Origin of the sequence: Robertmurraya phoenicis, from assembly GCF_047302285.1 — a bacterium.
Lineage (GTDB): Bacteria > Bacillota > Bacilli > Bacillales > Cytobacillaceae > Robertmurraya.
In genome coordinates, this window is sequence record NZ_CP154845.1 from 1150458 (window position 1) to 1174357 (window position 23900).

A 23900-nucleotide genomic window follows, 5' to 3' on the forward strand; every position below is an offset into this window, starting at 1 on the left:
ATTGAGTTTAAGAGAAACGGAGCTGAAAAGTGAGCCTACTTGTCAAACGAACTCTTTAAGTAATTATTTATGGAGCGATCCACCAGATGAGAATAAGTGGGCAGACTGCGTCCATTGTGGTTTATGCTTAGAGGCATGTCCAACCTATGAACAAACTGGTCAGGAACAGCATTCACCAAGAGGACGAGTTCATCTAATTAAATCAGTTGCAGAAGGAAAATTAGTCGTTGATGAAGACTTTTCGGACCCCGTATTCGTTTGTTTAGATTGCCGCGCCTGTACTACGGCTTGCCCTGCCGATGTTGATGTAGGAGGCTTAATTGAAGAAGCTCGTGGTCAGGTTCGTCAAGCGATGCCTCTGAAAGGATGGAAGGGGACGACAAGCAAATTCCTATTAGAAGGATTATTTCCTCACGCAAATCGTCTGCATTCTTTAGGAAATCTGCTTAAATTTTACCAAAAGAGCGGATTACAAAAGGTTGTCCGCAAAACAGGTCTGATTAACATCATGCCAAAGCATCTAGTTGAAATGGAATCCATTATGCCAGAAATCGGGACACCTATACAAAAGAAGTTTAAAGATCAAGAGGTTATTAAGGCAAAGGGCGAATCAAAGCGTGAGGTCGCCATGTTAACGGGATGCATTATGGATGTGATGTTTAGTGATATCAATGAATCGACGATCAATGTGCTAACGAAAAATGGAAATGATGTGATCATTCCTAAAAACCAAACCTGCTGTGGAGCCCTTCATGTTCATGCAGGTGACCGTGAGACGGGGAGAAAGTTAGCAAAGAAGAATATAGAAGCATTCAAGGATGCGGAGAAGGTTATTACGAATGCGGCGGGTTGTGGATGTATGTTAAAGGAGTACCCAGAACTATTCCGTGAAGAACCTGAATGGCATGAAAAAGCCGAAAAATTTTCCAAAAAAGTAGAGGATATTTCAAAACATTTATATGATACTGGATATGAAAAACCGAAAGCGCAATTGAATACGCGTATTACCTATCATGATGCGTGTCACTTAGCCCATGGTCAAGGTGTTCGTGAGGAACCGAGGGATTTGTTAATCAATATTCCAGGCGTAGAAATGGTTCAAATGCCGAATGCGGACCGGTGCTGTGGCAGTGCTGGAGTCTATAATATGACCAATCCTGAGATGGCAGGAGCCGTTCTTGAAAGCAAAATGAAAAATGTACCCGAGGACGTTGAAATGATATCAATGGGTAATCCTGGTTGTATGCTGCAAATGGCTGTTGGTGTCGAAAAGTATGGAAGAAATCAAAAAATTGTTCATACAGTCCAGCTACTTGATTGGGCTTATCAAAAAGAAGAGAAAGAGAGGGGAGAATAATGGCGAAAAAGAGATTGCAAACGACTGACAAGGATATTATCAATCTAGCAAAAATAGTAGGAGAAAAAGATATTCTATATAAACAGCCTGATTTGCTCGCTTATGATTGTGATGGGTTTACGATTCACAAGCATCTCCCGAAGGCAGTAGTCTTTCCGAATAATACAAAAGAGGTAGCTGAGGTAGTCAAATATTGCGATGCCAATCAATTACCTTTTCTTGCCCGTGGTGCAGGGACAGGGCTAAGCGGAGGTGCCATTCCTGTAAACGGAGAGGTGATCATTAGTTTAGTTAAAATGAAGCGGTTGATGAGCGTCGATCTGGAGAACAGACGTGCCGTTGTCGAACCAGGTTTTGTTAACCTTAAATTAACGAATTCGATTGCTCATAAAGGCTATTATTATGCACCTGATCCTTCCAGCCAATATGCGTGTACGATTGGTGGGAATGTAGCTGAAAACGCAGGTGGAGCACATTGTTTGAAGTATGGAGTGACAACAAATCATATTTTGGGTCTAGAGGTTGTTATGCCAAACGGAGAAATTATTGATATTAGTAGCAATGGAGTTCCTGATGCACCAGGCTATGATTTGTTGGGCCTTTTGACAGGATCAGAGGGGACGTTAGGAATTGTCACGAAAATCACTGTTCGGATACTGAAAAACCCAGAAGCAAAGCAAACAGTCCTCGCTTATTTTGACAAGGTGGAGGATGGTAGCCTAGCGGTATCCGATATTGTCTCATCAGGAATTGTCCCAGCTGCACTAGAAATGATGGATAAGACGGCGATTGCAGGGGTTGAGGCAGCGGCATTTCCTGTTGGTCACCCAAAAGACATCGAAGCGGTACTATTGATAGAAGTAGATGGAATATCAGCAGGAATTGAGGAACAGATTAATCAAATTTTAGAAGTGTGTAATAATCGTAATGTAAGAGAGGTAAAAGTGGCGCAAAGTGAAGAAGAAAGAGGTAGATGGTGGGCAAACCGAAAGACAGGGTTTGGCGCAATGGGAGCCATCTCTCCAGACTATCTTGTGCAGGATGGAGTGATCCCTCGCAGTAAGCTTCCAGAAGTGCTAGCAAGAATCAATAAAATCAGTGAGGAAAGTGGACTTAGAATCGCTAATATTTTTCATGCTGGCGATGGAAATTTACATCCTCTCGTCCTTTTTGATGCGAGGAAGCCGGGAGAAACAGAGAAAGCATTAGCAGCGGGAAGTGAATGTCTTCAAGTTTGTGCAGATGTAGGTGGTACGATTACGGGCGAACATGGTGTCGGAATCGAAAAAAGAGAAGAAATGCGCTTTGTGTTCACGGATCGCGAAATTATGGCGCAGACGGATATTCGTGATGTATTTAATCCTAAAAACTTGTTGAATGCTGGTAAGCTGTTCCCTACACCAGGGCGCTGTGTAGAGATAAAAAAAGAAATGAAGGAAGCATTGAAGACTTCCTAAAGGAAATCTGAACCTGACGGTGAATAAATAGCATCGTTAGGTTCCACTAAATAAATAAAAATCGATCACATTGATTCATTGAAATACATTCAAAACAAAAGATAAAATTTTTAGAAAATTATTGAAAGATGTTTTTTCTCATGATATTATTTTTTTAGATGTTATGTGAAACACTGTTGCGTAATAACAAACAATAAAAATAAGGAGGATTTACAGATGTCTGAATACGTGAAAATTGGTAATCTTCAGGTTGCACGAGTGCTAGCTGATTTCATGAACAAGGAAGCGCTACCAGAGAGCCGGGTTGAGCAAGGAGAATTTTGGGAAGGCTTAGAGAAGCTTTTAGAAGATTTAGCTCCAAGAAATAAAGAACTACTTGCTATTCGTGATGAAATTCAAGAGAAAATTCATACATGGCATAAAGAACAGCAGGAATTTAATTTTGCACAATACAAGAGCTTTTTAGAGGAGATCGGCTATTTAGAGCCTGAAGTAGAAGATTACAAAGTAACAACTACTAATGTTGATGATGAGGTTGCATCTCAACCTGGTCCACAGCTTGTAGTTCCTGTTGATAATGCTCGCTATGCTCTAAATGCTGCCAATGCTCGTTGGGGAAGCTTATACGATGCTCTTTATGGAACCGATGTCATTAGTGAAGAGGATGGTGCTCACCGTGGCGGTGGCTACAATCCAATAAGGGGAGAAAAGGTCATTCAATTTGCGAGAAACTTCCTCGATCAAGCAGCCACACTTATTGATGCTTCACATAAAGATGCAGTTAAATATGAGGTGGTTGATGGCAAGCTTGTAGTAACGCTAGAAAATGGAAGTACGACTGCATTAGTGGATCAGTCAAAATTAGTAGGATATCAAGGTAGTGCAGAGGAGCCGTCTGCTATTCTTTTGAAAAATAATAGACTACATTTTGAAATTCAAATTGACGCTCAATCCCCAATCGGGAAGTCTGATAAAGCTGGTGTCAAAGATGTACTTATGGAGTCTGCTTTAACGACGATTATGGATTGCGAAGATTCTGTGGCAGCTGTTGATGCTGAAGATAAGACCCATGTTTATCGCAATTGGCTTGGTTTAATGCGAGGAGATTTAACAGCCACATTCCAAAAAGGCGGAAAAACGATTACTCGTTCGATGAATCCTGACCGTATATACACATCTCCAACCGGAGAAGAAATTACATTAAATGGCCGTTCGATAATGTTTACAAGAAACGTTGGTCACTTAATGACAACAAATGCGATTCTTGGACCGAATGGGGAAGAGATCCCAGAAGGAATCATGGATACCGTTATTACGAGTTTAATAGGGAAGCATACATTATTAGGAAATGGGAAGTACCAGAATAGTACAAAAGGTTCCATTTATATCGTGAAACCAAAAATGCATGGTTCTACTGAGGTCGCATTTGCGAATGAATTGTTCAATCAAGTAGAGGATCTCCTTGGACTTGAGCGCAATACATTAAAGATTGGCGTTATGGATGAGGAAAGAAGAACCTCGCTTAATTTAAAGAATGCGATTAGTAAGGTAAAAGAACGGATTGTATTTATTAATACAGGATTCCTTGATCGTACTGGAGATGAAATGCACACTTCTATGGAAGCAGGAGCGATGATTCGTAAGAACGATATGAAATCAACTGCATGGCTGAAAGGCTATGAAAACTCAAACGTAAATGTTGGATTATCTGTAGGTTTCCAAGGACATGCACAAATTGGTAAAGGAATGTGGGCGATCCCTGATCTAATGGCAGAGATGATTAAGCAAAAAATTGGTCATCCCAAGTCAGGTGCGAATACAGCCTGGGTACCATCTCCGACAGCAGCAATTTTGCATTCACTTCATTATCATGAGGTTGATGTTATTGCTGTTCAAAACGAGCTATTGAAGGATGGTTCGATTGACTATCGAGATGAAATTTTACAAATCCCAGTTGCTGTAAATCCAGCATGGACTTCAGAGGAAATACAACAAGAACTTGATAATAATGCACAAGGAATTCTTGGTTATGTTGTTCGTTGGGTTGAGCAAGGGGTCGGATGCTCTAAAGTACCGGATATTAACAATATTGGACTAATGGAGGACCGAGCCACATTACGTATCTCAAGTCAGCATATGGCTAACTGGCTACATCACGGAATAGTGACAGAAGCACAAGTATTAGAAACGCTGAAACGTATGGCGAAGGTTGTAGATGAACAAAATGCAGGCGATGAAAATTACCGTTCAATGGCTGCAAACTATGACAATTCCGTTGCTTTCCAGGCAGCATGTGACTTAGTTTTTAAAGGATACGAACAGCCGAGCGGATATACAGAGCCAATTTTACATCGTCGCCGCGCGGAATTTAAAGCAAAGATTGCAGTCGGAAACTAAGTAGTAAAACAGGGTTAACAGGTTTATAGAAGGATTTAAGAGTGGATTTATATGAAAGATAAAAGGAATAGTCTGAAGGAAAATCCTTTTCATTATCGTGTAAGGATTATTCGGACAGATTGAGTCGCTAATGTCATGGGCCTGTCCGAATAGGTGAGTTATTCGGACAGCTCGTTTTTTTAAAGAGAGGAGTGGAATCATGAAATTTACACGCATTACTGTGGACTCTACTGAATATACAGGTGTCATAGTGGATGATGTCATAAGAGAGATTAAGGGTGATATTTTTACAGACTGGGATTACACAGGTAAGGTTTTTTCAAGGAGTGAAGTGAAATTGCTAGCCCCGTTAGTACCTAATCAAATCATTGGGATTGGTGCTAACTATGTGGCAAGTACAGATGATCTACCTAGTGAACTACCAGAAATTCCGGTTTTCTTTTTTAAGCCAACTTCATCAGTCATTGGTCCTGAAGAAGATATTGTTATTCCTTCAGGCTGTGATACGGTAAAATTTGAATCTGAACTTGCTGTTGTTATTGGGAAAGAGGCCAAAAATATATCTGAAGCAGACGTTTTTGATTATGTGTTTGGTTACACGGTTGGCAATGACGTAACCGCCCCTGACTTTTTCCATGAAGCTGGTCATTGGACAATTGGAAAGTCGTTTGATACTTTTACTCCATTAGGACCGATCATTGAAACAGAATTGAATCCTTTGGACATTAGGGTGAAAGCTAGATTAAATGGGGAAGAAAAGCAAAATAGTGGTCCAGAATTAATGATCATCTCGACTCAAAAGATGATTTCGTATCTTTCACATGTAATGACCTTACAGCCAGGAGATGTTATTTTAACGGGTAGCCCAGTGGGAGCAGAGTTTGTTCATTCTGGAGATGTGATAGAATGTGAGATAGAGGAAATTGGGACACTGAAAAATCCTTTTGTGAAAGCAACTGTTTCAGTGGATCGTTAAGATCATGTTAGCGAAAGGCTCTTTTTACTCAAAAAAGAGCCTTTCGATATAAAAGTAGGGGTGAACGGGATGGAAAGAGACAATATGGTAAAGTCAGTGGGGAGAGCATTGGATATTATTACCCTTGTTAGTTCAAAAAAAGGGGGACTAGGGGTAACGGAAATTGCAAAGCAAATCGACATCAACAAAAGCTCTGTCTATCGTATCCTCTCCACATTAGCTCAATATGGCTATATTGAACAAGACGAAGATACAGGACGATATAAATTAGGCTATAAGTTTCTTGATATTAGTTCTAAACTATTAGAATCGATTGATATAAGAACGGAAGCTAAGCCATATCTTTTGGATCTTGAACGTGAAACGAATGAAGTCATCCATCTTGCTGTATGGGATCAAGGTGAAGTCGTGTATATCGAAAAACTGGATGGGAATCAAACATTACGGATGCATTCAAAAGTTGGAAAAAGAGCACCGATGCATTGTACATCAGTTGGAAAAGCGATTCTCGCCTATTTACCAATAAATGTTGTGGAGGACATCATTGATCGAAAGGGGCTTCCGATTCATACAGAAGCAACGATCACTGAAAAAGATGTATTCTTAAAAGAATTAGTCAGTATCAAACAGAAGGGATATGCCCTTGATTTAGAAGAAAATGAGTACGGGATTACGTGTATAGCGGTACCGCTCTTCGATCATTTAGGTAAGGTGATTGCTTCTGTGAGCATTTCTGGACCTACGATGCGGATGACAGAGGAGAGGTTGGAACAATTAAAAATAAAGATGAAAGAAGCGGGTAATAAAATATCGGGAAGACTTGGCTATGTTCATACGATTTAAGCTCAAATTTGTTTGAAATCTTGTTTTGTAAGAATTATTTACAAAAAAGATATTTCAAGCAAATTTTTTTATTTCACGAGTCTGAAGGAAGGGTTTGAAGTACGACAAACGTTGTGATGGTTTTGAGGATTCTTGTCATAATTAAATGAACGAAATTTTCTAAAAATTATTGAAACTATGAAAAAAGCGTGTATAATTTAAATAGGAATCAACTGTTATATAACATTAATTATATTGTTATATAACTTTGTTTTCTGATAAGCAACAAATGGAATTATTGTTCTTTATTATCAAACGAAAGGGGAAATGTTATGAGTACAGGTATGCTAGCTTTTTTATCGCTATTGCCAATTATTGCAGTAGCAATCTTTCTTGTCGGGCTTAGATGGCCAGCAAGTAAGGCGATGCCAATCTCCTATTTAGTTGCGATTGGACTGGCGTTATTTGTTTGGAAGGTTCCAGGTGCAAATGTTGCAGCGGCATCATTACATGGTCTATTTACCGCTGGTACATTATTGTACATTATTTTTGGAGCGATATTATTATTGAATACGCTTCAAGAGAGCGGTGGGATTAAAACGATTCGCCAAGGATTTACAGATATTTCGCCAGACCGACGGATCCAAGTAATTATTGTTGCCTGGTTATTTGGGTCATTTATCGAGGGATCTGCGGGATTTGGAACACCTGCTGCCGTAGCTGTTCCGTTGATGGTAGGATTAGGGTTTCCTGCAATGGCCGCCGTTGTAGCAGGAATGATTATTCAAAGTACACCCGTATCTTTTGGTGCGGTAGGTACACCGATGCTCGTAGGAGTTCAGTCAGGACTTTCAGCAGATACAAGCCTTTCAAATGACTTTTTAGCTTTGACCGTTGATATAGCTGAAAAGGTGTCCATCCTTCATATGATTTCAGGCACACTCATACCATTAATCGTTGTTGCTTTAATGACTAGATTTTTCGGAAAAAATAAATCTTTTACTGAAGGGTTAAAAATATGGAAGTTCGCTTTATTCTCTGCTTTTGCGATGACGGTTCCTTATGTAATCGTTGCCAATACACTTGGACCTGAATTTCCATCAATGATTGGTGGTTTAGTCGGTTTAGCTATTGTGATTTTTGCAGCGAAAAAAGGGCTATTCATGCCTAAAGAAGATGATATTTGGGATTTTGAAGAAAAATCAAAATGGGATCCTGAATGGATTGGTAAATTAGAAATTAAAGATATTACTCATAAAAGTGGCGGTATGAGTATGGTTAGAGCGTGGACTCCATATGTACTGATCGGAGTATTTCTCGTATTGACCAGATTGCAATCGCTTCCATTTTTAGAATGGACACAATCATGGACTTTAAAGTGGGAAAACATTTTCGGCTCAGGAATTACAACTAGCTTCCAACCTCTATACTCTCCAGGGTTTATATTCATTCTCGTCTCTGTTATCACGTATTTCATTCATGGAATGAATGGAAAAGCATATGGGAGAGCATGGTCACATTCAGGAAAAACTATGCTGTCAGCCTCAACTGCGCTTATCTTCACGGTTCCAATGGTTCAAGTTTTCTTGAACACGGGAGGTGGAGCTGCAGGTTTTGAGCGCATGCCAATCGAATTAGCAAATGCAGTCGCAGCTTTGACAGGTGATTTCTGGCCTATTTTTGCAACCTTTATCGGTGGATTAGGGGCATTCATTGCTGGTAGTAATACGGTAAGTAATATGATGTTTTCTTTATTCCAATATGACGTAGGTTCGCAAATTGGTGTTGATCCAACATGGATCGTTGCTCTTCAAGCGGTAGGTGGAGCTGCCGGAAATATGATTTGTGTTCATAATGTTGTAGCCGCTTCCGCAGTTGTTGGTCTAGTAGGGAAGGAAGGGACCGTTATTCGAAAAACACTTCTTCCATTCGCTTACTATTCACTTTTTGCAGGTTCACTTGGTTACTCCATCGTTTGGTTTGCTGATAAAGGTTGGTTTAATATCGGCTCAATCATTGCGCTTTTAATTGCAATCGGAGCGATTTATATTATCGCAACCAATCAAAAAAGAGCCAATCTATTGGTGAATAATTCAGGGATTAATACGCCTAAATAAAGGATCGTCAAAAGTATGCCTAGAGGATAGTCTGCCTCTAGGTTGCTTTATTTGTGTTTGTTTAATGATTTAGAAGAATTAAATGGAGAGAGATAAGTGCGTAATGAAGAAGTATTTTAGTAGAAAGTGTAAATGTAACCGCTTTCCATTTAGTGTTGGAATGATTTGGTGTTGTGCACCATCAATTTGCTAATAGTTCTTTTTTAAACTCGTTAAATTGAGTTTTTGATATTGAAGAACATATTGATCGAGCATCTGGCTTAATTGAATTGTATTTTTACTTGATAGACCTTCCCTTATTCCGGTTGTAATCATTTCTTTCCTTACTGTTTCAATTTTGTAGAAAAGGCTTTCTTCTAAATAGGACTTGGACATCTAAATAACTCCTTAAATTAGTGAAAAATAGTGGAATGAATAAGGATGTCATCGCAAAGGTTGTAATCGCATGCCATAAATAAAACCCCTTATTCCCAAAACTAAGGCAATAAAGGGTCTTATTTCATTTTAATACAAATTTTAACAGATAACAGTGATATTTTCCACACCGAAATAAAAAAATTCGAGATTTCTCGATATTTTTTATAAAGAGGTATGGTTCTAAAATGTTATGAATGAACAAGAAAGTGTCTTTTCTTTCCGGTGATTGGATAAAACACTACAGATGGTTGCGTAATTCGAATGTCGGGAACTCCTGAAATCACTGGTACTGATTGTGGGTCATAGAAGTCTTCTAAATCAGTCAATTGTAATGCGAATGTGGAACAAGCTTCTACACAAGCAGGAGGAAGTCCTTGATCCTGTCTTGGATAACACATCTGGCATTTACTTACTTTATTTGTTTCAAAGTCAAATTGAGGTGCTTCATAAGGACAGGCTGATATACATAGCCTACAGCCGGTACAAAGGTTGGAATCGATTAAAACAATTCCGTCATGTCGCTTAATAAATGCATGTTCTGGACAAACACGAAAGCACTCTGGACTATTACAGTGATTGCATGCCATCGAAAGAAATCCTTCAGCTAGCTTTGATATTTTGCGCCAGCGTACATTTCCTTCTGTTTGGTTTTCGTTTCGACAGGCAATTTCACATGCCGTACATCCGATACAATGGTCTGCATTGAAAATAAAACCTAGTTGTTTAGACATGTAATCATCTCATTTCTTCTATAAACATTTTAGACTCTTAATATCAACAAAACAATCATAGAAATGAGTGCTCGTTAGTTCTTCTTGCTTTTCAAGCTGTGAGCCAATTAATTGATTAATAGAGTTCTCGTTCGTTTGACTTAGACTTACTAGAACAACATCCTGGGGAAGATGCTGATTTCTTTGAGCCCTAGCAATAATAAAGCCGTGTTCGTTACAGATTTTTATTTTTTCTCCGTCGTCAATCTTCAATGTCTCCGCCACTCCGCTGTTAATTTCTATTATCGTTTCATCTGGTTTTGGATAAAGCCAAGTTAATAAGGCAAATTGGGAGTGTATTTTTAGTAATGATTGTGGCGATAGAAGCCTGAACGGATAAGCTGTCGATTTCACATTCGAGTCTGTTTGAATGTTAGTTAACAAAGGTTTCACATCATCTAGCTGAATAAAAGAAAAATGTTTATCTTTCCTGGTTTTCGATTGCCGTGGTTTTGGACCAGTTAATAAGTCTTTATACGAGCTTACACCATACAAGGCTTTAATCTCTTCAGAGAATTCCAGTTCAATCCAATCTAGGGATTCACGTTCATGAGGAAATGTGGAGAAACCTGGACTTAACTCATTTAATTTTTTAGTTAGCTCCCGAGCAATCATTAAGTCACTTTTTGCTTCATAATAGGCTGGAATTGATTTTTGATTTAAAGAGAGCCAATGGTGCCAATAACCAACATTTAGGTCCTCCTCTTCAAAATGACTTGCTGCTGGGAGAACGATGTCGGAAAGTTTTGCTGTATTTGTCATAAAGAGATCTACGGTGACAATCAGTTCTAACTCTTTAAATAACTCTTGCCAAACATGAATATTCATGTCTTGCGAAAGGGGACTACGAGAAGCAATCCACAATAGTTTAAGTGGAGGTGCTTTAAGGTTTTTTGCCTCTGTTGCAAAGTTTGCGCAATTAATCATTCTTGAATTTTTGATTTTCGGATGCCTTTTTTCAGGAAAGTTTAACAAGTTCATCGGAAAGTCTTCACAATCTGTATGGGTAAAATAAACTCCTCCATTTGGCATATTTAGATTTCCGGACATAGCAGCTAATGAATTAATGGCTTGAATACTTAGTCCGCCATATTTGTTTCGTTGGATTCCAAGTCCATTCCAAGTGGTTGCCGGCTTAATCGTCCCATAAAGGTTAGCGAGTTCTTGGATGGTGTCAGTGTTAACTCCAGTCAATTTAGCTACGGTAGACAAATCGAGTTGATGTAAGATTTGCTTGTACTCATTCCAACCTTTCCACTTCATCTCGGTTATCTCAATATGAGCGTCGGTAAGTAAGCATTTAGCGATCCCAAGAGCTAGTAAAGCATCAGTACCTGGCTTAATTTGTACATATAAATCTGCTTTTGAAGCAGTTTCCGTCAAAATTGGATCGATAACGACTAGTTTGCCCCCATTTTTTCTTGCTGCATAGATGAATTTCATCTGATGAATATTCGTCACAGCAGGATTAGCTCCCCAAATAAAGATTATTTTCGACTCAGCCATTTTTTCAGGGATAGGACTGTTGAGATTTCCGAATGACTCTTTTACGGCTTCTTCCCCTGTTGCTAAACAAAGATTGCCAAAGGCTTTCGTATGGGGACCGATGCTATTGAACATTCCCTCTACCGCATAATGGAGAAGTCCTATGTTTCCAGAAAATTTATTATAGCCACTAGCAAGATTGGAATCATAGCGGTCGTATAGCTCTAACATTTTTTCAGCGATGATAATGTAGGCTTCCTCCCAAGAGATTCTGACCCAATTCCCAGAACCTCGCTCGGTTTGCATCATTGGGTATTTTAGACGTAAAGGATTATAGACATATTGGGTGTATGCATAGCCTTTTGCACATAAATGCCCTTGAGTAAATCCATGCATCGGATCGCCGGATACTTTTACTAGTTTTCCATTTTCGGTATAAGAAAGCATGCTGCATGTACCGTAACAATTTCTAGGGCAGGCGTTTCGATATATTTGCACAGCAGTTTCTCCTTTCTCGATGATTCTATGTTCAAAAATTCACATTCATAAATCTAGTGAAAGCCCTTAAATATTGTGGAGCTGTTTTATTTTTAGAGCAGCAACAATATTTAAGCGATTATTGACATCATCTAATTTTATATTTAATATTTCCTCGATTTTCTTGATGCGATATCTCAGGGTGTTCCGATGTAAAAAGATTGTATCTGATGTTTGCTTTAAATCAAATTGATGATGAGCAAAGCTTTCAAGGGTAAACATTAAATCCCCGTCCTGCGTCTCATCGTATTTTTGTAATGGACCTAAAATATGATTGTAGTACTCTTTCAGATCCTGGAGATCATGCTTATATAAAATTCTTTCGAGTCCCATATCATGAAAATAAGGAATTTCGATTTTTAATAACAAACCAATTTCGTAAGCGACTTTTGCTTCCTGATAGCTTCGAAAAAGTTCCCCCGGATTTTCGTACACTTGCCCGACACCACATGCTGCTCTATCCCCAATAGGACTTTCTTTTGTTTGTTTGATGATATAAGAAATAAGCTCACAAGGATTAGCACGTAGAGTATAGTTTGCCTGCTCTTTAACGGGAAGGATAAGGACAACTTCACTTTGTTTGCGAATCGCAATAGGTTCGTAACCATGTTGAACTAGTGCTTTTTCTGTTAAATACAGCAATGTATCTATGAGTTGCCTATCTTCTGAATAAGGATTATATTCAATCATCGAAAGAACGATAACAGCATGTGGTTGATTAAAATCCCATTTCCAAAGTGAACCATATGCTAGAATATCATCTCTATTTTTAAAGTTTCCATATAAGAGATCAAATAGAAAGGCATCTTTATAGCGTTGACTTTCTTTTTTAATATCGACCATCTGCTTTATGCGGAATGAACATAGAGATGTTCCATATTGGATAATTGATTCATAGTTTTCAATATCTAATTGCACTTCATTTTCTAGTAACAAAAAAAGATTTCCAACATTATGGGTTCCTAATTTAATTGGATATCCGTATGCTTGGTAATCGATTCCATCTACATTTAACGTGCATGTAAAAAAAGCTGTTTGGGAATAGTTTTCAAAAGAAGTTGAAACCATGATTTCTAAGGACTCTTTATTAAATGAAGAAGCTAATACATGATAGAAAGAATCCGTGATAATCATTGGATAAGATAAAACTTCGGATAGTTTATTCGCTAACCCGATAAGCCCATCGTGAGAGGCCATAAGCAAGTCGTGAATCAACTGTGGAACCAAAAACCTCTCCTGCAAGTTGCTTCATTCCTTTCTTCATCTTTAATAAGTTCATCTTCATCTTAAATCACCCACCGTCATCCAACAATCAAAGTCACAGGATCGTAAAAATTGATTGGGCGCCGTAGACAAATTTCATCCACTTTTTTTGTATACGTGGTACGTATTAATTCCATTTCCTCAATTCTATAATGAAAATGAAATAGAATATGTGATTTGTTTCACATAATTTATTAATAAGGATGTGAGAATATGCTTCGGAAAATAACAATGGACAATGTGTATTCAATTAAAAATAAATCTTTTATTCATTATGCTCAAATTTACACGAATATTGAAAGTGAAACGCTCCATCAGATAGAAACCTTCGGACTCCCGTTTCAAAAAGAAACTGCGTTCTATGATAAAAATGAAAGATTGAAAAGTTTAGAACGTGCTGGTGCATCCGTTAGAAATAATAATAAAAGTGTTGTCGTCAATAGAATTTCTAGTGCATGTGAAGCCTGTCAAACAGGAAGTAACAGTTATACAACGTACCCCTCATTAAAATGTCATAGAAATTGTTTCTTCTGTTTTAACCCAAATCAAGATGATTATCTGTTTTATAAAAATAAACAAAAAGACATTAAAAAGGAACTTCTCGATTTATTGGCACAAGGAATTAAATTGAAACATTTAGCTCTTACTGGTGGTGAGCCATTGTTGTTTAAGGACGAAGTTGTCGAGTTTTTTGAGACGGCCGATAGGGAGTCACCCGAAACCTATACAAGACTATATACAACAGGAGACCTTCTCGATAAAGAATTACTTAAACAACTAAAAAATGCCAATCTAAACGAAATCCGTTTTAGTGTCAAAATGGATGACTCAGTAGCCAGAATTAATTTCTTATTAGAAAAAATTGCCCTTTCAAAAGATTATATTCCCAATATTCTTGTGGAAATGCCAGTCATCCCTGGAACATTAGAGGAAATGAAAGACCTTCTTTTAAAGCTAGAGAAATTAGATATCTTTGGAATTAATCTACTAGAGCTATGTTTTCCATTAGGGAATGCTGGTGCCTTTAAGGAAAGAGGACTTCAATTAAAATATCCACCTTATGAAATGTATTACAACTATTGGTATGCAGGTGGACTTGCCGTTGCCGACAGTGAAAAAGAGTGTTTGGAACTTGTGGAGTTTGCTTTGAACGAAAAATTAAAGCTGGGGGTTCACTATTGCTCTCTTGAGAATAAACATACCGGTCAAGTATACCAGCAAAATTATCAGTACACCCTTGATAAAACCTATATTTTTTCCAATAAGGATTATTTCTTAAAAACAGCAAAAGTATTTGGAAAAGAAATAAGGAAAGCGAAAGCATTATTTGATAGAGAAAATGTTTTCTATATTGAAAACACCGAGCATGATTTTATCCAGTTTTCCGTTTTAGATATTCATTATTTAAAAAATAGAGATTTAGAGATTTCAATTTCTTCGCTAGTTGCAGAAGAGAGTGAGGAAGAAAGATATCTTCGGGAAATTGGTTTGGATTGGACAACATCTTCCTTCTTTGAATTAGAAGATATTTTTGAGAAGGATGTTAAAGGAGGAGAATGAAGTGAACACAAAGATTGATATGCCTGGTTTAACTAATATTCTCTTTGGAAGAGAGTATGCATATGACATTTTAAGAAGATTTTTCATTGAAGAACCTAGACAAGAATACTTGAAGATTTTTATTCAACATAAAATGATCGAACAATTTCCTTTTGCTGGAGATTCTGAAGGGATCTTAGAAGGTGTTGAAGATATAAAGGCATATTTTCAAGAATATGATGTGCTTTTTAATCAACAAGATTTTGATGATTTACACTGGGATTATACAAGGATGATGATTGGACCATTTGAGTTACCAGTACCACCTTGGGAATCGATTTATGTTCAAAAAGAACCAATGCTTTTTCAAAATTGTACGATCAGTGTTCGGAAAATGTATGAAAAATTTGGGTTTGAAATGACTAAGCAAAATGTTGAAGCAGAGGACCATATTGGTTTAGAACTCGATTTTATTTACCATTTAAATAAATTAATGATCGAATCGACAAAAGAAGAGCAATTGTATGAAGTGAAATACTTGTTACAAGCTCAAGAAGAATTTCTGCATGAGCATTTGTTGAAGTTCGCACCAAAATTTTGTGAAAAGATGATTGCGAATGCGGAGACTCAATTTTATCGAGGATTAGCTAAAATTTTAATGCACTATTTAACGGTGGATTCAACAGTTCTTAAAGAATTATTGAATATAGAAATATCACCAAATGAAGTTCATACATAAATATTTATGTATGAACTTCACAAAAAAAAGAAATGTACGGAAGGAGATTGAGATCACGATGTTGGACCTATTAAAAAAAGCAAATGAATTTAAAATGTCTAGAAGATCTTTTATTGGATGGTCTTCTGCCATTGCCGCTACTGCTACTATTCCGGTAAGCCGGGGACTAATTGCAAAAGCAGATGCAAGCATTGGTATAGAGGACAGCGATGGTGAGGGGATTTGGAAAACTGCAGCCTGTTGGCATAACTGTGGAAGTCGTTGTCTGAATAAGGTGTTAATTAAGGATGGAGTTGTTGTTCGTCAAAAAACGGATGATACTCATCCAGATAGTCCGGATTATCCACAGCAAAGAGGATGTTTAAGAGGGCGTTCTCAACGAAAACAAGTATTTAATGCTGATCGCTTAAAATATCCAATGAAAAGAAAGAACTGGGAGCCAGGTGGTGGCAAGAAAGAACTTCGAGGAAATGATCAATGGGTTCGGATTTCTTGGGATGAAGCTTTTGAATTAATTGCAGCGGAAACAAAACGAATTACAGAGAAGTATGGGAATGAATCGATCCTCGTAACTGGAGGAGACATCAATATTACGAATGTCATGTCGGAAATGGGTGGATATTCTGCGTGTTATGGTAGTTCTTCATGGGGGGCATGGAGATGGATCTACGAAAATATGGGTGTTGGCGAAGGGTTAGCTGTCAACGGAATAAACGACCGTCTTGATCTGCGCAATTCACAATTAATTGTTCTTTGGGGAGCGAATCCAGCTTGGAGCACAATGGGAAGTGTGACATACAATTATCTCCAAGCAAAGAAAGCAGGAGCACGTTTTATTTCCATTGATCCAATGTATACGGATTCAGCAAATGTTTTTGATGCAGATTGGGTCCCAATTAGGCCGGGAACAGATGATGCATTGGCATTTGGAATGATGTATACATTGCTAGATGAAGATAATCCAGTAACAAATCCACTAGTAAAATGGGATTTTTTAAATAAATATACGATTGGATTTGACAAAGAGCATATGCCAGAAGGTGCTGATCCACAGGATAACTTTAAAGATTATCTTCTCGGAACATATGATGGCCAACCTAAAACGCCTGAATGGGCATCGGAAATCTGTGGTGTAGAACCGAGTAAAATCCGTGAATTAGCAAGGGACATTGGAGGTACTGAGCGAGTGTCATTATTGACAGCGTGGGCACCTGCTCGAATTAGCAATGGAGAGGGTTGGGTTCAAGCCTTTTCAACTCTAGGTATGATGACGGGTCATATGGGAAGTTCTGGGAATATGACAGGTGTTAGCTGTTGGGAATACGCAGGAAATATGGGACCGATGCTTTTAACCTCAGGAGGAGCTGGAACTGAGCGAGTATCAAATTCTGTTGACAATATGATCAATGAAAATGAAATTTGGGATGCTGTGTTAGATGGTAAATTCCTTCAACGTTATGAGGGAGAAAGAAAGGCAAATATTCAATTCATTTATCACAACTATAATAATACATTACAAACAAGAAGTAATATTGCCAAAGGGATTGAAGCTCATCGTAAAGTAGAGTTTGTTGTGACAAATGCCTATGCACTTACAACAAATGCGAAATATGCAGATATCGTGTTACCAGTCGCTACGCAATGGGAAACAGAAGGAGCAGTAAAGGGTGGCAATCGCGAAATTCTCATTACTTGGTCAAAAATTATTGAGCCGTTATATGAATCTAAAACAGATCAAGAAATTGCTGAAGGATTGCTGAAGGCACTAGGGAAAGATCCAGTGAAAGTATTCCCACTTTCTGAGAAGCAACAATATTTCAATCAACTGGCTGGGAGTATGGTCGTAAAAGAAAATGGGGTTGATTATGAACCATTATGTACAATTACAGCGAATGATATTAAAGAATGGGGTGTTAAAGGCACTCCGCAACAAGGAAGAATTCCTTTAAAAGAATTTGTTGATCAAGGAATTTATCAGATCTCGAGAAAACCTGGTGATAATTTTGGCTTTATTGCCTATAAGGATTTTATAGATGATCCCGAGGGACATCCTGTATCAAGTGAAAGTGGGAAATTTGAAATTTATTGTAAAGCGATTAATGAGTTATCAAAAAAAGCATACTCTGAAATTGCTCCAATTCCAAAATATGAGGAAAAAGTTCATGGCTATGAAACAACTTTTGAAGATTGGAAAACGAAGAAAAAAGGGAAATATCCTTATCAAGTGATTAATCCACATTATTTAAGACGTTCTCACAGTACATTTGATAATGTTCCACAGTTGCGTGAGGCATGGCCAAATCCGGTATATATTAGTCAAAGAGATGCGAAGGAAATGGGCATAAAGGATGGGGACACGGTATTAATGTCAAATGAATATGGAAAATCCCTGCGTCCAGCAAAAATTACGGAAGGGATTATTCCTGGAACAATTGGATTACCTCATGGTGCATGGGTCGAAATTGATGAGAAAACGGGTATTGATCGAGCTGGAGCAGACAACTTATTTGTTGCGCACATCCCGAAAGGTCTTGGCTCCTCAGGATTTAACTCAGCACGTTGTAATGTAGAAAAATGGAATGGTGAGCCTTTAGAAGAGGATGTAAAGTGGGAGCAGCGAATTATCAAGTTTTAGAAGAAGGAGGGCATGAATGATGACTCAATTAGGTTTTTATATAAATGTTGCTGAATGTGTGGGATGCAAAACTTGTACAGTAGCATGTAAGGATAAAAATGATTTAGAAGTGGGACGGAATTTTCGTAGAGTTTATGATTTTGAGGAAGGAACATTTCCAAAACCATCTTTAACACATGTATCCATCTCCTGTAATCATTGTACCGAACCAGGTTGTGTACAAGGATGTCCAACAGGAGCAATGTACAAACGTGCTGAAGATGGAGTGGTGTTAGTTGACCATGATAAATGCATAGGGTGTAAATACTGTGTCTGGAATTGTCCGTATGGAGCCCCGCAATTCAGTGAAGAACTTGGAAAAATGACAAAATGTGATACATGTTTTGATTTACGAGAAAAAGGGGAAGAGCCTGTATGTGTTTCATCTTGCATTATGCGCGCCATTGAATTTGGACCAATTGACGAATTACGTAAAAAATATGGCAGTAATGCAGATATTAAGGGAATTCCATCGTCTACGATTACTAAACCGAATCTTATCATTAATGCTTAATCAGGTATCAGAGATAGTGATGAGAAATGAAACATTTGAAAATTATAAGAAGCTTTGAAAGAGGAGGTTATTCCTATGCACGAATGGGCATTGTTAATATTTACAGTTTGTCTGCAAATCGCCATCGGTGGAATTTTGACACTAGCGATTTTCTATAAAGGAATAAACAAATTAGGCGAAGAAACATCATTTAAAGCGATGCGAATCCTATTAATCGTCATTGCAGCATTGTCGCTGGTTGGATTAATTGCTTCATTCGCTCACTTAGGAACACCGTCGCACGCCCTTAACTCGATTCGTAATCTAGGTTCTTCCTGGATGAGTCGAGAAATATTGGTGACAGGTTTGTTTATTGGAGCAGCGTGTGTAACAGCTGGACTGGCTCTCATTCAGAAAAAAGTCAATCATTGGTTATTGATTGTATCGGCTCTCATCGGTTTAGTTGATATTTACTGTATGGCGATGATTTATTCGAATTCTTTAGTCAGCGGCTGGAGTTCAGTTAATACGTTTACATCCTTTTATGGAACGGCCTTCGTTCTAGGACCGGTTCTAGTTGCGAGCTTATTAGCACCAGTACTAAAGGATAAGGCTCAAAGTTTAATTAAAAATGCCTTCTATATTTCTTTAGGAGGAATTGCCCTTCAATTAGTAGGGGTCGCCCTATTTGGTTCTGTTATGCCTGAGGTCAATATGATTGAAGGAACGAATGCTTTAGCCTCACTAGCAGACTACCAAACAACGGTAGCGATAAGATGGGTTATTGAAGTAGTAGGTGTAGGATTCCTGGGATATCTTTCCGTGGCAAAGCAGCAAAAGGTATCGTTTTCCCTTGCATATGTAGCTTTAGCTGTCCTTGTGTTCGCTGAAGGCATGAGTAGATATGTGTTTTATGTATTAGGAGCTTAAATGTAAGAAAAAGGGATGGTGTGTAACATTCCTTTTTTCTTTTTTATGAATAACTCCTCTTCCTTCTCCAGTTATTGCCTTCACAGGTTTGTAAAAAATGATTGGTCAACGCAAACAAAATTCAACGACTTTTTTTGTATACGTAGTACGTATTAATTCCAATCCCTCAATTCTATAATGAAGATGGAATTAACAATGTGATCTATTTCACAACATGTATTTCATTTTCATGATAGGGGGGACAATTATGCAATTATTAATTGATAAAGAATTTCTTTCCATTAGTAAAGAAAGAGAAGCCATTTACTCTTTTTTAAACATTTCATTACAAGAACCGTTGAGTATGGAAACGCTGTATAACTGGAGAGAACATTTCACAACAGAGTTCATTGATATTATTTCAGCAAATAATGAGGAACTAAAAAACTTTTTTCAATCTTTACGAACAGCGAATATGAAAGAAATCGAACGGAAAGAAAAGGAGGCCTATCTAGCTACATTCTATATTTTAAATGAGCAAGGAAAAATTCCAGCACCACCATGGGAATCTGTTTATGTAACGAAAGATCGGTCTATGTTCGGAGAGCCGGTATTTCAACTAAGAAAAATGTTAGCCAGCTTTGATCTCCATTCGATTGAAGAAAATACACAACCAGAAGATCATATCGCGATTGAATTAGAGTTTATCCGCTTTTTAATAAACTATACTGTTACATCAATCGAATCAGGACAAAAGGAAGACTATGTACGTGGTATTTATAGCCAGATGTGGATACATAAAGAACACTTACATCGATGGATTCCAGCATTTGTTAAGGATATTCAGTCATCTGGAACGAGTGATTTTTACAAAGGGATTGCCACCTTGTTACAAACATTTATTTCTGAAGACTATGAATATATAAAAGAACTTAAGGAGGGTATTGAAAATGGATGAGAACTTAATGAATAGCTTAACGAATAAAAAAATGAAGCGTCGTTCTTTTCTAAAATGGTCTGGCGCTATCACAGTACCAGCTTTAGTAGGTGGAGTTACTGTATCAAATAAGCTAGTTCAAAAGGTTAGTGCAGATACAGTTGAGGGAAGCACAGAAGAAATAATTATTCCTACATGTAGCACGCTCAATTGTGGTGGAAAATGTTTAATTAAGGCTCATATTAAGGATGGTCAAATTGTGCGGATAAGCACAGACGACGATCCTCGAGATGAAAATGCAGACAATGAACAATATCCACAAATTCGTGCCTGTGTACGAGGAAGAGGGTACAGAAGACACGTCTATTCACCAGACCGTATACAAAAGCCATTAAAGCGCGTCGGAAAACGTGGCGAAGGCAAATTTGAAGAAATTTCTTGGGATGAAGCGATTAAAACCATTGCGGAAGAAAATAATCGCATTAAGCAAAAATACGGTCCAGCTTCCAGATTCAGCCTTTATGCAACAGGTCAATCCGGTACGGTAGGAAGTGGAGATACAGTCATCCAGAGGGTACTTGCATTAGATGGAGGTTTTCTAGGTCGTTATTCCAACTATAGCTCTGGACAGCACTTGGCTGCGACACCGTATACATTTGGGGAAACTGCAGCTGGAAGTAGTTGTAATACTTTATTAGATTCAAAATTGATCATCTTACACGGGATGAATCCTGCGGAAACAATATTTGGTCATATGAACATGTATTTAAGAATGGCAAAAGAAAAAGGAGCAAAAATCTACACATTGGATCCAAGAAAGACAGATACCAATGTGGCACTTGCTGATGATTGGTTCCCGATCAAGCCAGGAACAGATAATGCTCTAATTGCAGCCATGGCCTATGTCATGTTCACAGAGAATCTACATGATAAAGATTTTCTTGATAAATATTGCCTTGGACATGATGAAAATCATATGCCTGAAGGAGTACCGACTGGAGAATCCTATTATAGCTATGTGCTGGGAGAAAAAGACAACACTCCTAAAACACCACAATGGGCTGCTAAAATTACTGGACTACCAGCAAACAGAATTATCCAACTGGCACGTGAAGTTGCGTTAACTAAGCCAATGGCATGGATTCAAGGAAATGGGATTAACCGTCATATGAACGGGGAGCAAATGTCACGTGCGAGTTCCATGATTGCAGCATTAACTGGAAACATTGGGATAAGCGGAGGTTGGGCAGGCCCGAATGGCCCTAGTATAGGAAAATTTCAAGGTTTCCCTATTCCAGAAAATCCACTTGGCATTTCAATACCAGTGTTTAAATATACAGATGCTATCGTTCGTGGTACTGAAATGGGAGTAGAAGATGGGGTAGTTGGTTTGGAAGAAGGAAAAACATTACCTTCGAATATTAAAATGATTTTTAATATGGCTGGAAATTGCTTAGTCAATCAGCATTCAGATATTAATAAAACAACAGAGATATTAAAGGATGAAAATTTATGTGAATTCATCGTGACATCAGATATCTATATGACGCCATCTGCAAAGTACTCTGATATCATTTTACCAACTTGTACATTCTTTGAGCAAAATGATGTTGTCGGCCCATGGAGCTATGGTCAGCATATGTTCTTATCTCAAAAGGTAGTAGAGCCACTATATGGTTCACTAACTGAATATGAATGGATGACAAAGCTTGCAAAAGAACTTGGTATTGAAAAGGAATTTACGGAAGGAAGAACTCAAGATGATTGGGTTAAATGGATGATAGAGGAATCGAAAAAGATTGATCCAACCTTCCCTTCTTTTAGTGATATGCAGAAAAACGGTGTTCACAAATTCAAGGAAATTACTGTGGTGAAATTCAAAGAACAAATTGAAGATCCTGCGAACGTTCCTTTTAATACTCCATCAGGGAAAATTGAACTATTTTCAAAGACTCTCTGGGATATGACTAGACCTGAAGATATACCAGCGATACCAAAGCATGTTGTTGTCAATGAAGGACCTGAAAGTGAATTAACATCCAAATATCCGTTACAAATTTTCGGTTGGCATGTGAAAAGACGTTGCCACTCAACATGGGATACAAGCGATTGGATGGAAGAAGTTCAAACCCAAGAGTTATGGATTAATCCGATTGATGCAAAAGAAAGAAAGATTAAAGATGGAGATAAAGTTCAAGCGTTTAATGATCGTGGCACCATTGAATTGCCAGCAAAGGTCTCAAGTAGAGTCATGCCTGGTGTCGTATGTGTTCCACAAGGTGGCTGGTTTAATCCGGATCAAAATGGTATTGATAAACGAGGAGCCATTAATGTGTTAACAGGACTAGAAGCATCACCGTTCCATTGTAATCCTCAACATACCAATCTAGCAGAAGTAAAAAAAGCTTAGGGGAGGGATAGAAAATGGTACAAATGGGATTTTATATTAATCAAGCAAGATGTAACGGTTGTAACGCCTGTGCGATAGCTTGTAAAGACAAAAATGATAATGCTGTCGGAATCAATTTTCGTCGCGTCTACGTAGAGGAATCTGGAGAATTTACAAAGGATATGGATGGAGCATGGATCAATAATGTTGCGGCATTTAATATTTCCTTATCTTGTAATCATTGTGATGAACCAGGTTGCGTACAAGGTTGTCCAACGACGGCGATGCATAAACGTGAAGAAGATGGTGTTGTTCTAGTTGATAGTGAAAAATGTATTGGCTGTCGTTATTGTGAATGGAATTGTCCTTATGAAGGGCCACAATTTAATGAAGAATTAGGACATATGACAAAGTGTGATACATGTTTGGATCTTCGTGAAGCAGGAGAAAAGCCAGCTTGCGTTGCCGCTTGTATTATGCGCGCAATTGATTTTGGTCCAATTGATGAACTCCGCAAAAAGTATGGAAAAAACGCAGATATTAAGGGAATTCCTTCATCGAATATAACAAAGCCAAATCTTGTGATCAATGCACATAAAGACGCGGCAATTTAAATTAAAGG

The 23900-nt window shown here is 38.1% G+C and carries 18 protein-coding genes; 14 read left to right on the plus strand and 4 right to left on the minus strand.

The window, feature by feature from the left end; genetic code table 11:
• The first annotated feature begins 1 nt into the window (after nt 1).
• From AA0X71_RS05555 to AA0X71_RS05580, 6 genes are all read left to right on the plus strand, one after another.
• Nucleotides 2-1357 carry a (Fe-S)-binding protein gene (locus AA0X71_RS05555; protein ID WP_413360180.1) on the plus strand — a complete coding sequence of 452 codons (1356 nt, stop codon included), beginning with the start codon at nt 2-4 and terminating at the stop codon, nt 1355-1357.
• Nucleotides 1357-2814 carry an FAD-binding oxidoreductase gene (locus AA0X71_RS05560; RefSeq protein WP_413360182.1) on the plus strand — a complete coding sequence of 486 codons (1458 nt, stop codon included), beginning with the start codon at nt 1357-1359 and terminating at the stop codon, nt 2812-2814. The genes AA0X71_RS05555 and AA0X71_RS05560 overlap by 1 nt, the downstream gene beginning before the upstream one ends.
• A 216-nt stretch (nt 2815-3030) precedes the next feature.
• A complete protein-coding gene (locus AA0X71_RS05565; RefSeq protein ID WP_413360185.1) occupies nt 3031-5211 on the plus strand; it encodes a malate synthase G in 2181 nt (726 codons plus the stop codon).
• Nucleotides 5212-5410: 199 nt separating this feature from the next.
• Nucleotides 5411-6187 carry a fumarylacetoacetate hydrolase family protein gene (locus AA0X71_RS05570; RefSeq protein WP_413360188.1) on the plus strand — a complete coding sequence of 259 codons (777 nt, stop codon included), beginning with the start codon at nt 5411-5413 and terminating at the stop codon, nt 6185-6187.
• Nucleotides 6188-6256: 69 nt separating this feature from the next.
• The gene (locus AA0X71_RS05575) at nt 6257-7030 is read left to right on the plus strand and encodes an IclR family transcriptional regulator (protein WP_413360190.1); all 774 of its coding nucleotides are present in this window, start codon (nt 6257-6259) and stop codon (nt 7028-7030) included.
• A 311-nt stretch (nt 7031-7341) separates the two neighbouring features.
• Nucleotides 7342-9126: an L-lactate permease gene (locus tag AA0X71_RS05580; RefSeq protein ID WP_413360192.1), complete on the plus strand. Its 1785-nt coding sequence runs from the start codon at nt 7342-7344 to the stop codon at nt 9124-9126.
• A 189-nt stretch (nt 9127-9315) separates the two neighbouring features.
• Here AA0X71_RS05580 and AA0X71_RS05585 read toward each other — a convergent pair whose 3' ends face one another.
• The 4 genes from AA0X71_RS05585 to AA0X71_RS05600 form a co-directional block, all read right to left on the minus strand.
• Nucleotides 9316-9501: an aspartyl-phosphate phosphatase Spo0E family protein gene (locus tag AA0X71_RS05585; RefSeq protein WP_413360194.1), complete on the minus strand. Its 186-nt coding sequence runs from the start codon at nt 9499-9501 to the stop codon at nt 9316-9318.
• A 230-nt stretch (nt 9502-9731) separates the two neighbouring features.
• Nucleotides 9732-10274, minus strand: a complete 543-nt coding sequence (locus tag AA0X71_RS05590; RefSeq protein WP_413360197.1) for a 4Fe-4S dicluster domain-containing protein — start codon at nt 10272-10274, stop codon at nt 9732-9734.
• 18 nt (nt 10275-10292) lie between these two features.
• Entirely contained in the window at nt 10293-12296 is a 2004-nt protein-coding gene (locus AA0X71_RS05595; RefSeq protein WP_413360199.1) for a molybdopterin-dependent oxidoreductase, read from the minus strand.
• 66 nt (nt 12297-12362) lie between these two features.
• The gene (locus AA0X71_RS05600) at nt 12363-13562 is read right to left on the minus strand and encodes a PucR family transcriptional regulator (protein WP_413360202.1); all 1200 of its coding nucleotides are present in this window, start codon (nt 13560-13562) and stop codon (nt 12363-12365) included.
• 249 nt (nt 13563-13811) lie between these two features.
• Here AA0X71_RS05600 and AA0X71_RS05605 point away from each other — a divergent pair, with 249 nt between their 5' ends.
• The 8 genes from AA0X71_RS05605 (at nt 13812) to AA0X71_RS05640 (ending at nt 23892) form a co-directional block, all read left to right on the plus strand.
• Complete coding sequence (locus tag AA0X71_RS05605) at nt 13812-15158, plus strand: radical SAM protein (protein WP_413360204.1); 1347 nt, start codon at nt 13812-13814, stop codon at nt 15156-15158.
• Between the two features lies 1 nt (nt 15159).
• Nucleotides 15160-15876: a molecular chaperone gene (locus tag AA0X71_RS05610; RefSeq protein ID WP_413360207.1), complete on the plus strand. Its 717-nt coding sequence runs from the start codon at nt 15160-15162 to the stop codon at nt 15874-15876.
• 58 nt (nt 15877-15934) lie between these two features.
• The gene (locus AA0X71_RS05615; protein WP_413360209.1) at nt 15935-18511 is read left to right on the plus strand and encodes a molybdopterin-dependent oxidoreductase; all 2577 of its coding nucleotides are present in this window, start codon (nt 15935-15937) and stop codon (nt 18509-18511) included.
• A gap of 19 nt (nt 18512-18530) precedes the next feature.
• Nucleotides 18531-19064, plus strand: a complete 534-nt coding sequence (locus AA0X71_RS05620; RefSeq protein ID WP_413362485.1) for a DMSO/selenate family reductase complex B subunit — start codon at nt 18531-18533, stop codon at nt 19062-19064.
• A gap of 75 nt (nt 19065-19139) precedes the next feature.
• The gene (locus AA0X71_RS05625) at nt 19140-19973 is read left to right on the plus strand and encodes a dimethyl sulfoxide reductase anchor subunit family protein (RefSeq protein ID WP_413360211.1); all 834 of its coding nucleotides are present in this window, start codon (nt 19140-19142) and stop codon (nt 19971-19973) included.
• Between the two features lie 247 nt (nt 19974-20220).
• Nucleotides 20221-20910, plus strand: a complete 690-nt coding sequence (locus AA0X71_RS05630) for a molecular chaperone (protein WP_413360213.1) — start codon at nt 20221-20223, stop codon at nt 20908-20910.
• Complete coding sequence (locus AA0X71_RS05635; protein ID WP_413360215.1) at nt 20903-23299, plus strand: DMSO/selenate family reductase complex A subunit; 2397 nt, start codon at nt 20903-20905, stop codon at nt 23297-23299. Before AA0X71_RS05630 ends, AA0X71_RS05635 begins: the two co-directional genes overlap by 8 nt.
• A 14-nt stretch (nt 23300-23313) precedes the next feature.
• Nucleotides 23314-23892, plus strand: coding sequence for a DMSO/selenate family reductase complex B subunit (locus AA0X71_RS05640; protein WP_413360218.1), 579 nt, complete (start codon nt 23314-23316; stop codon nt 23890-23892).
• Nucleotides 23893-23900 lie beyond the last annotated feature (8 nt).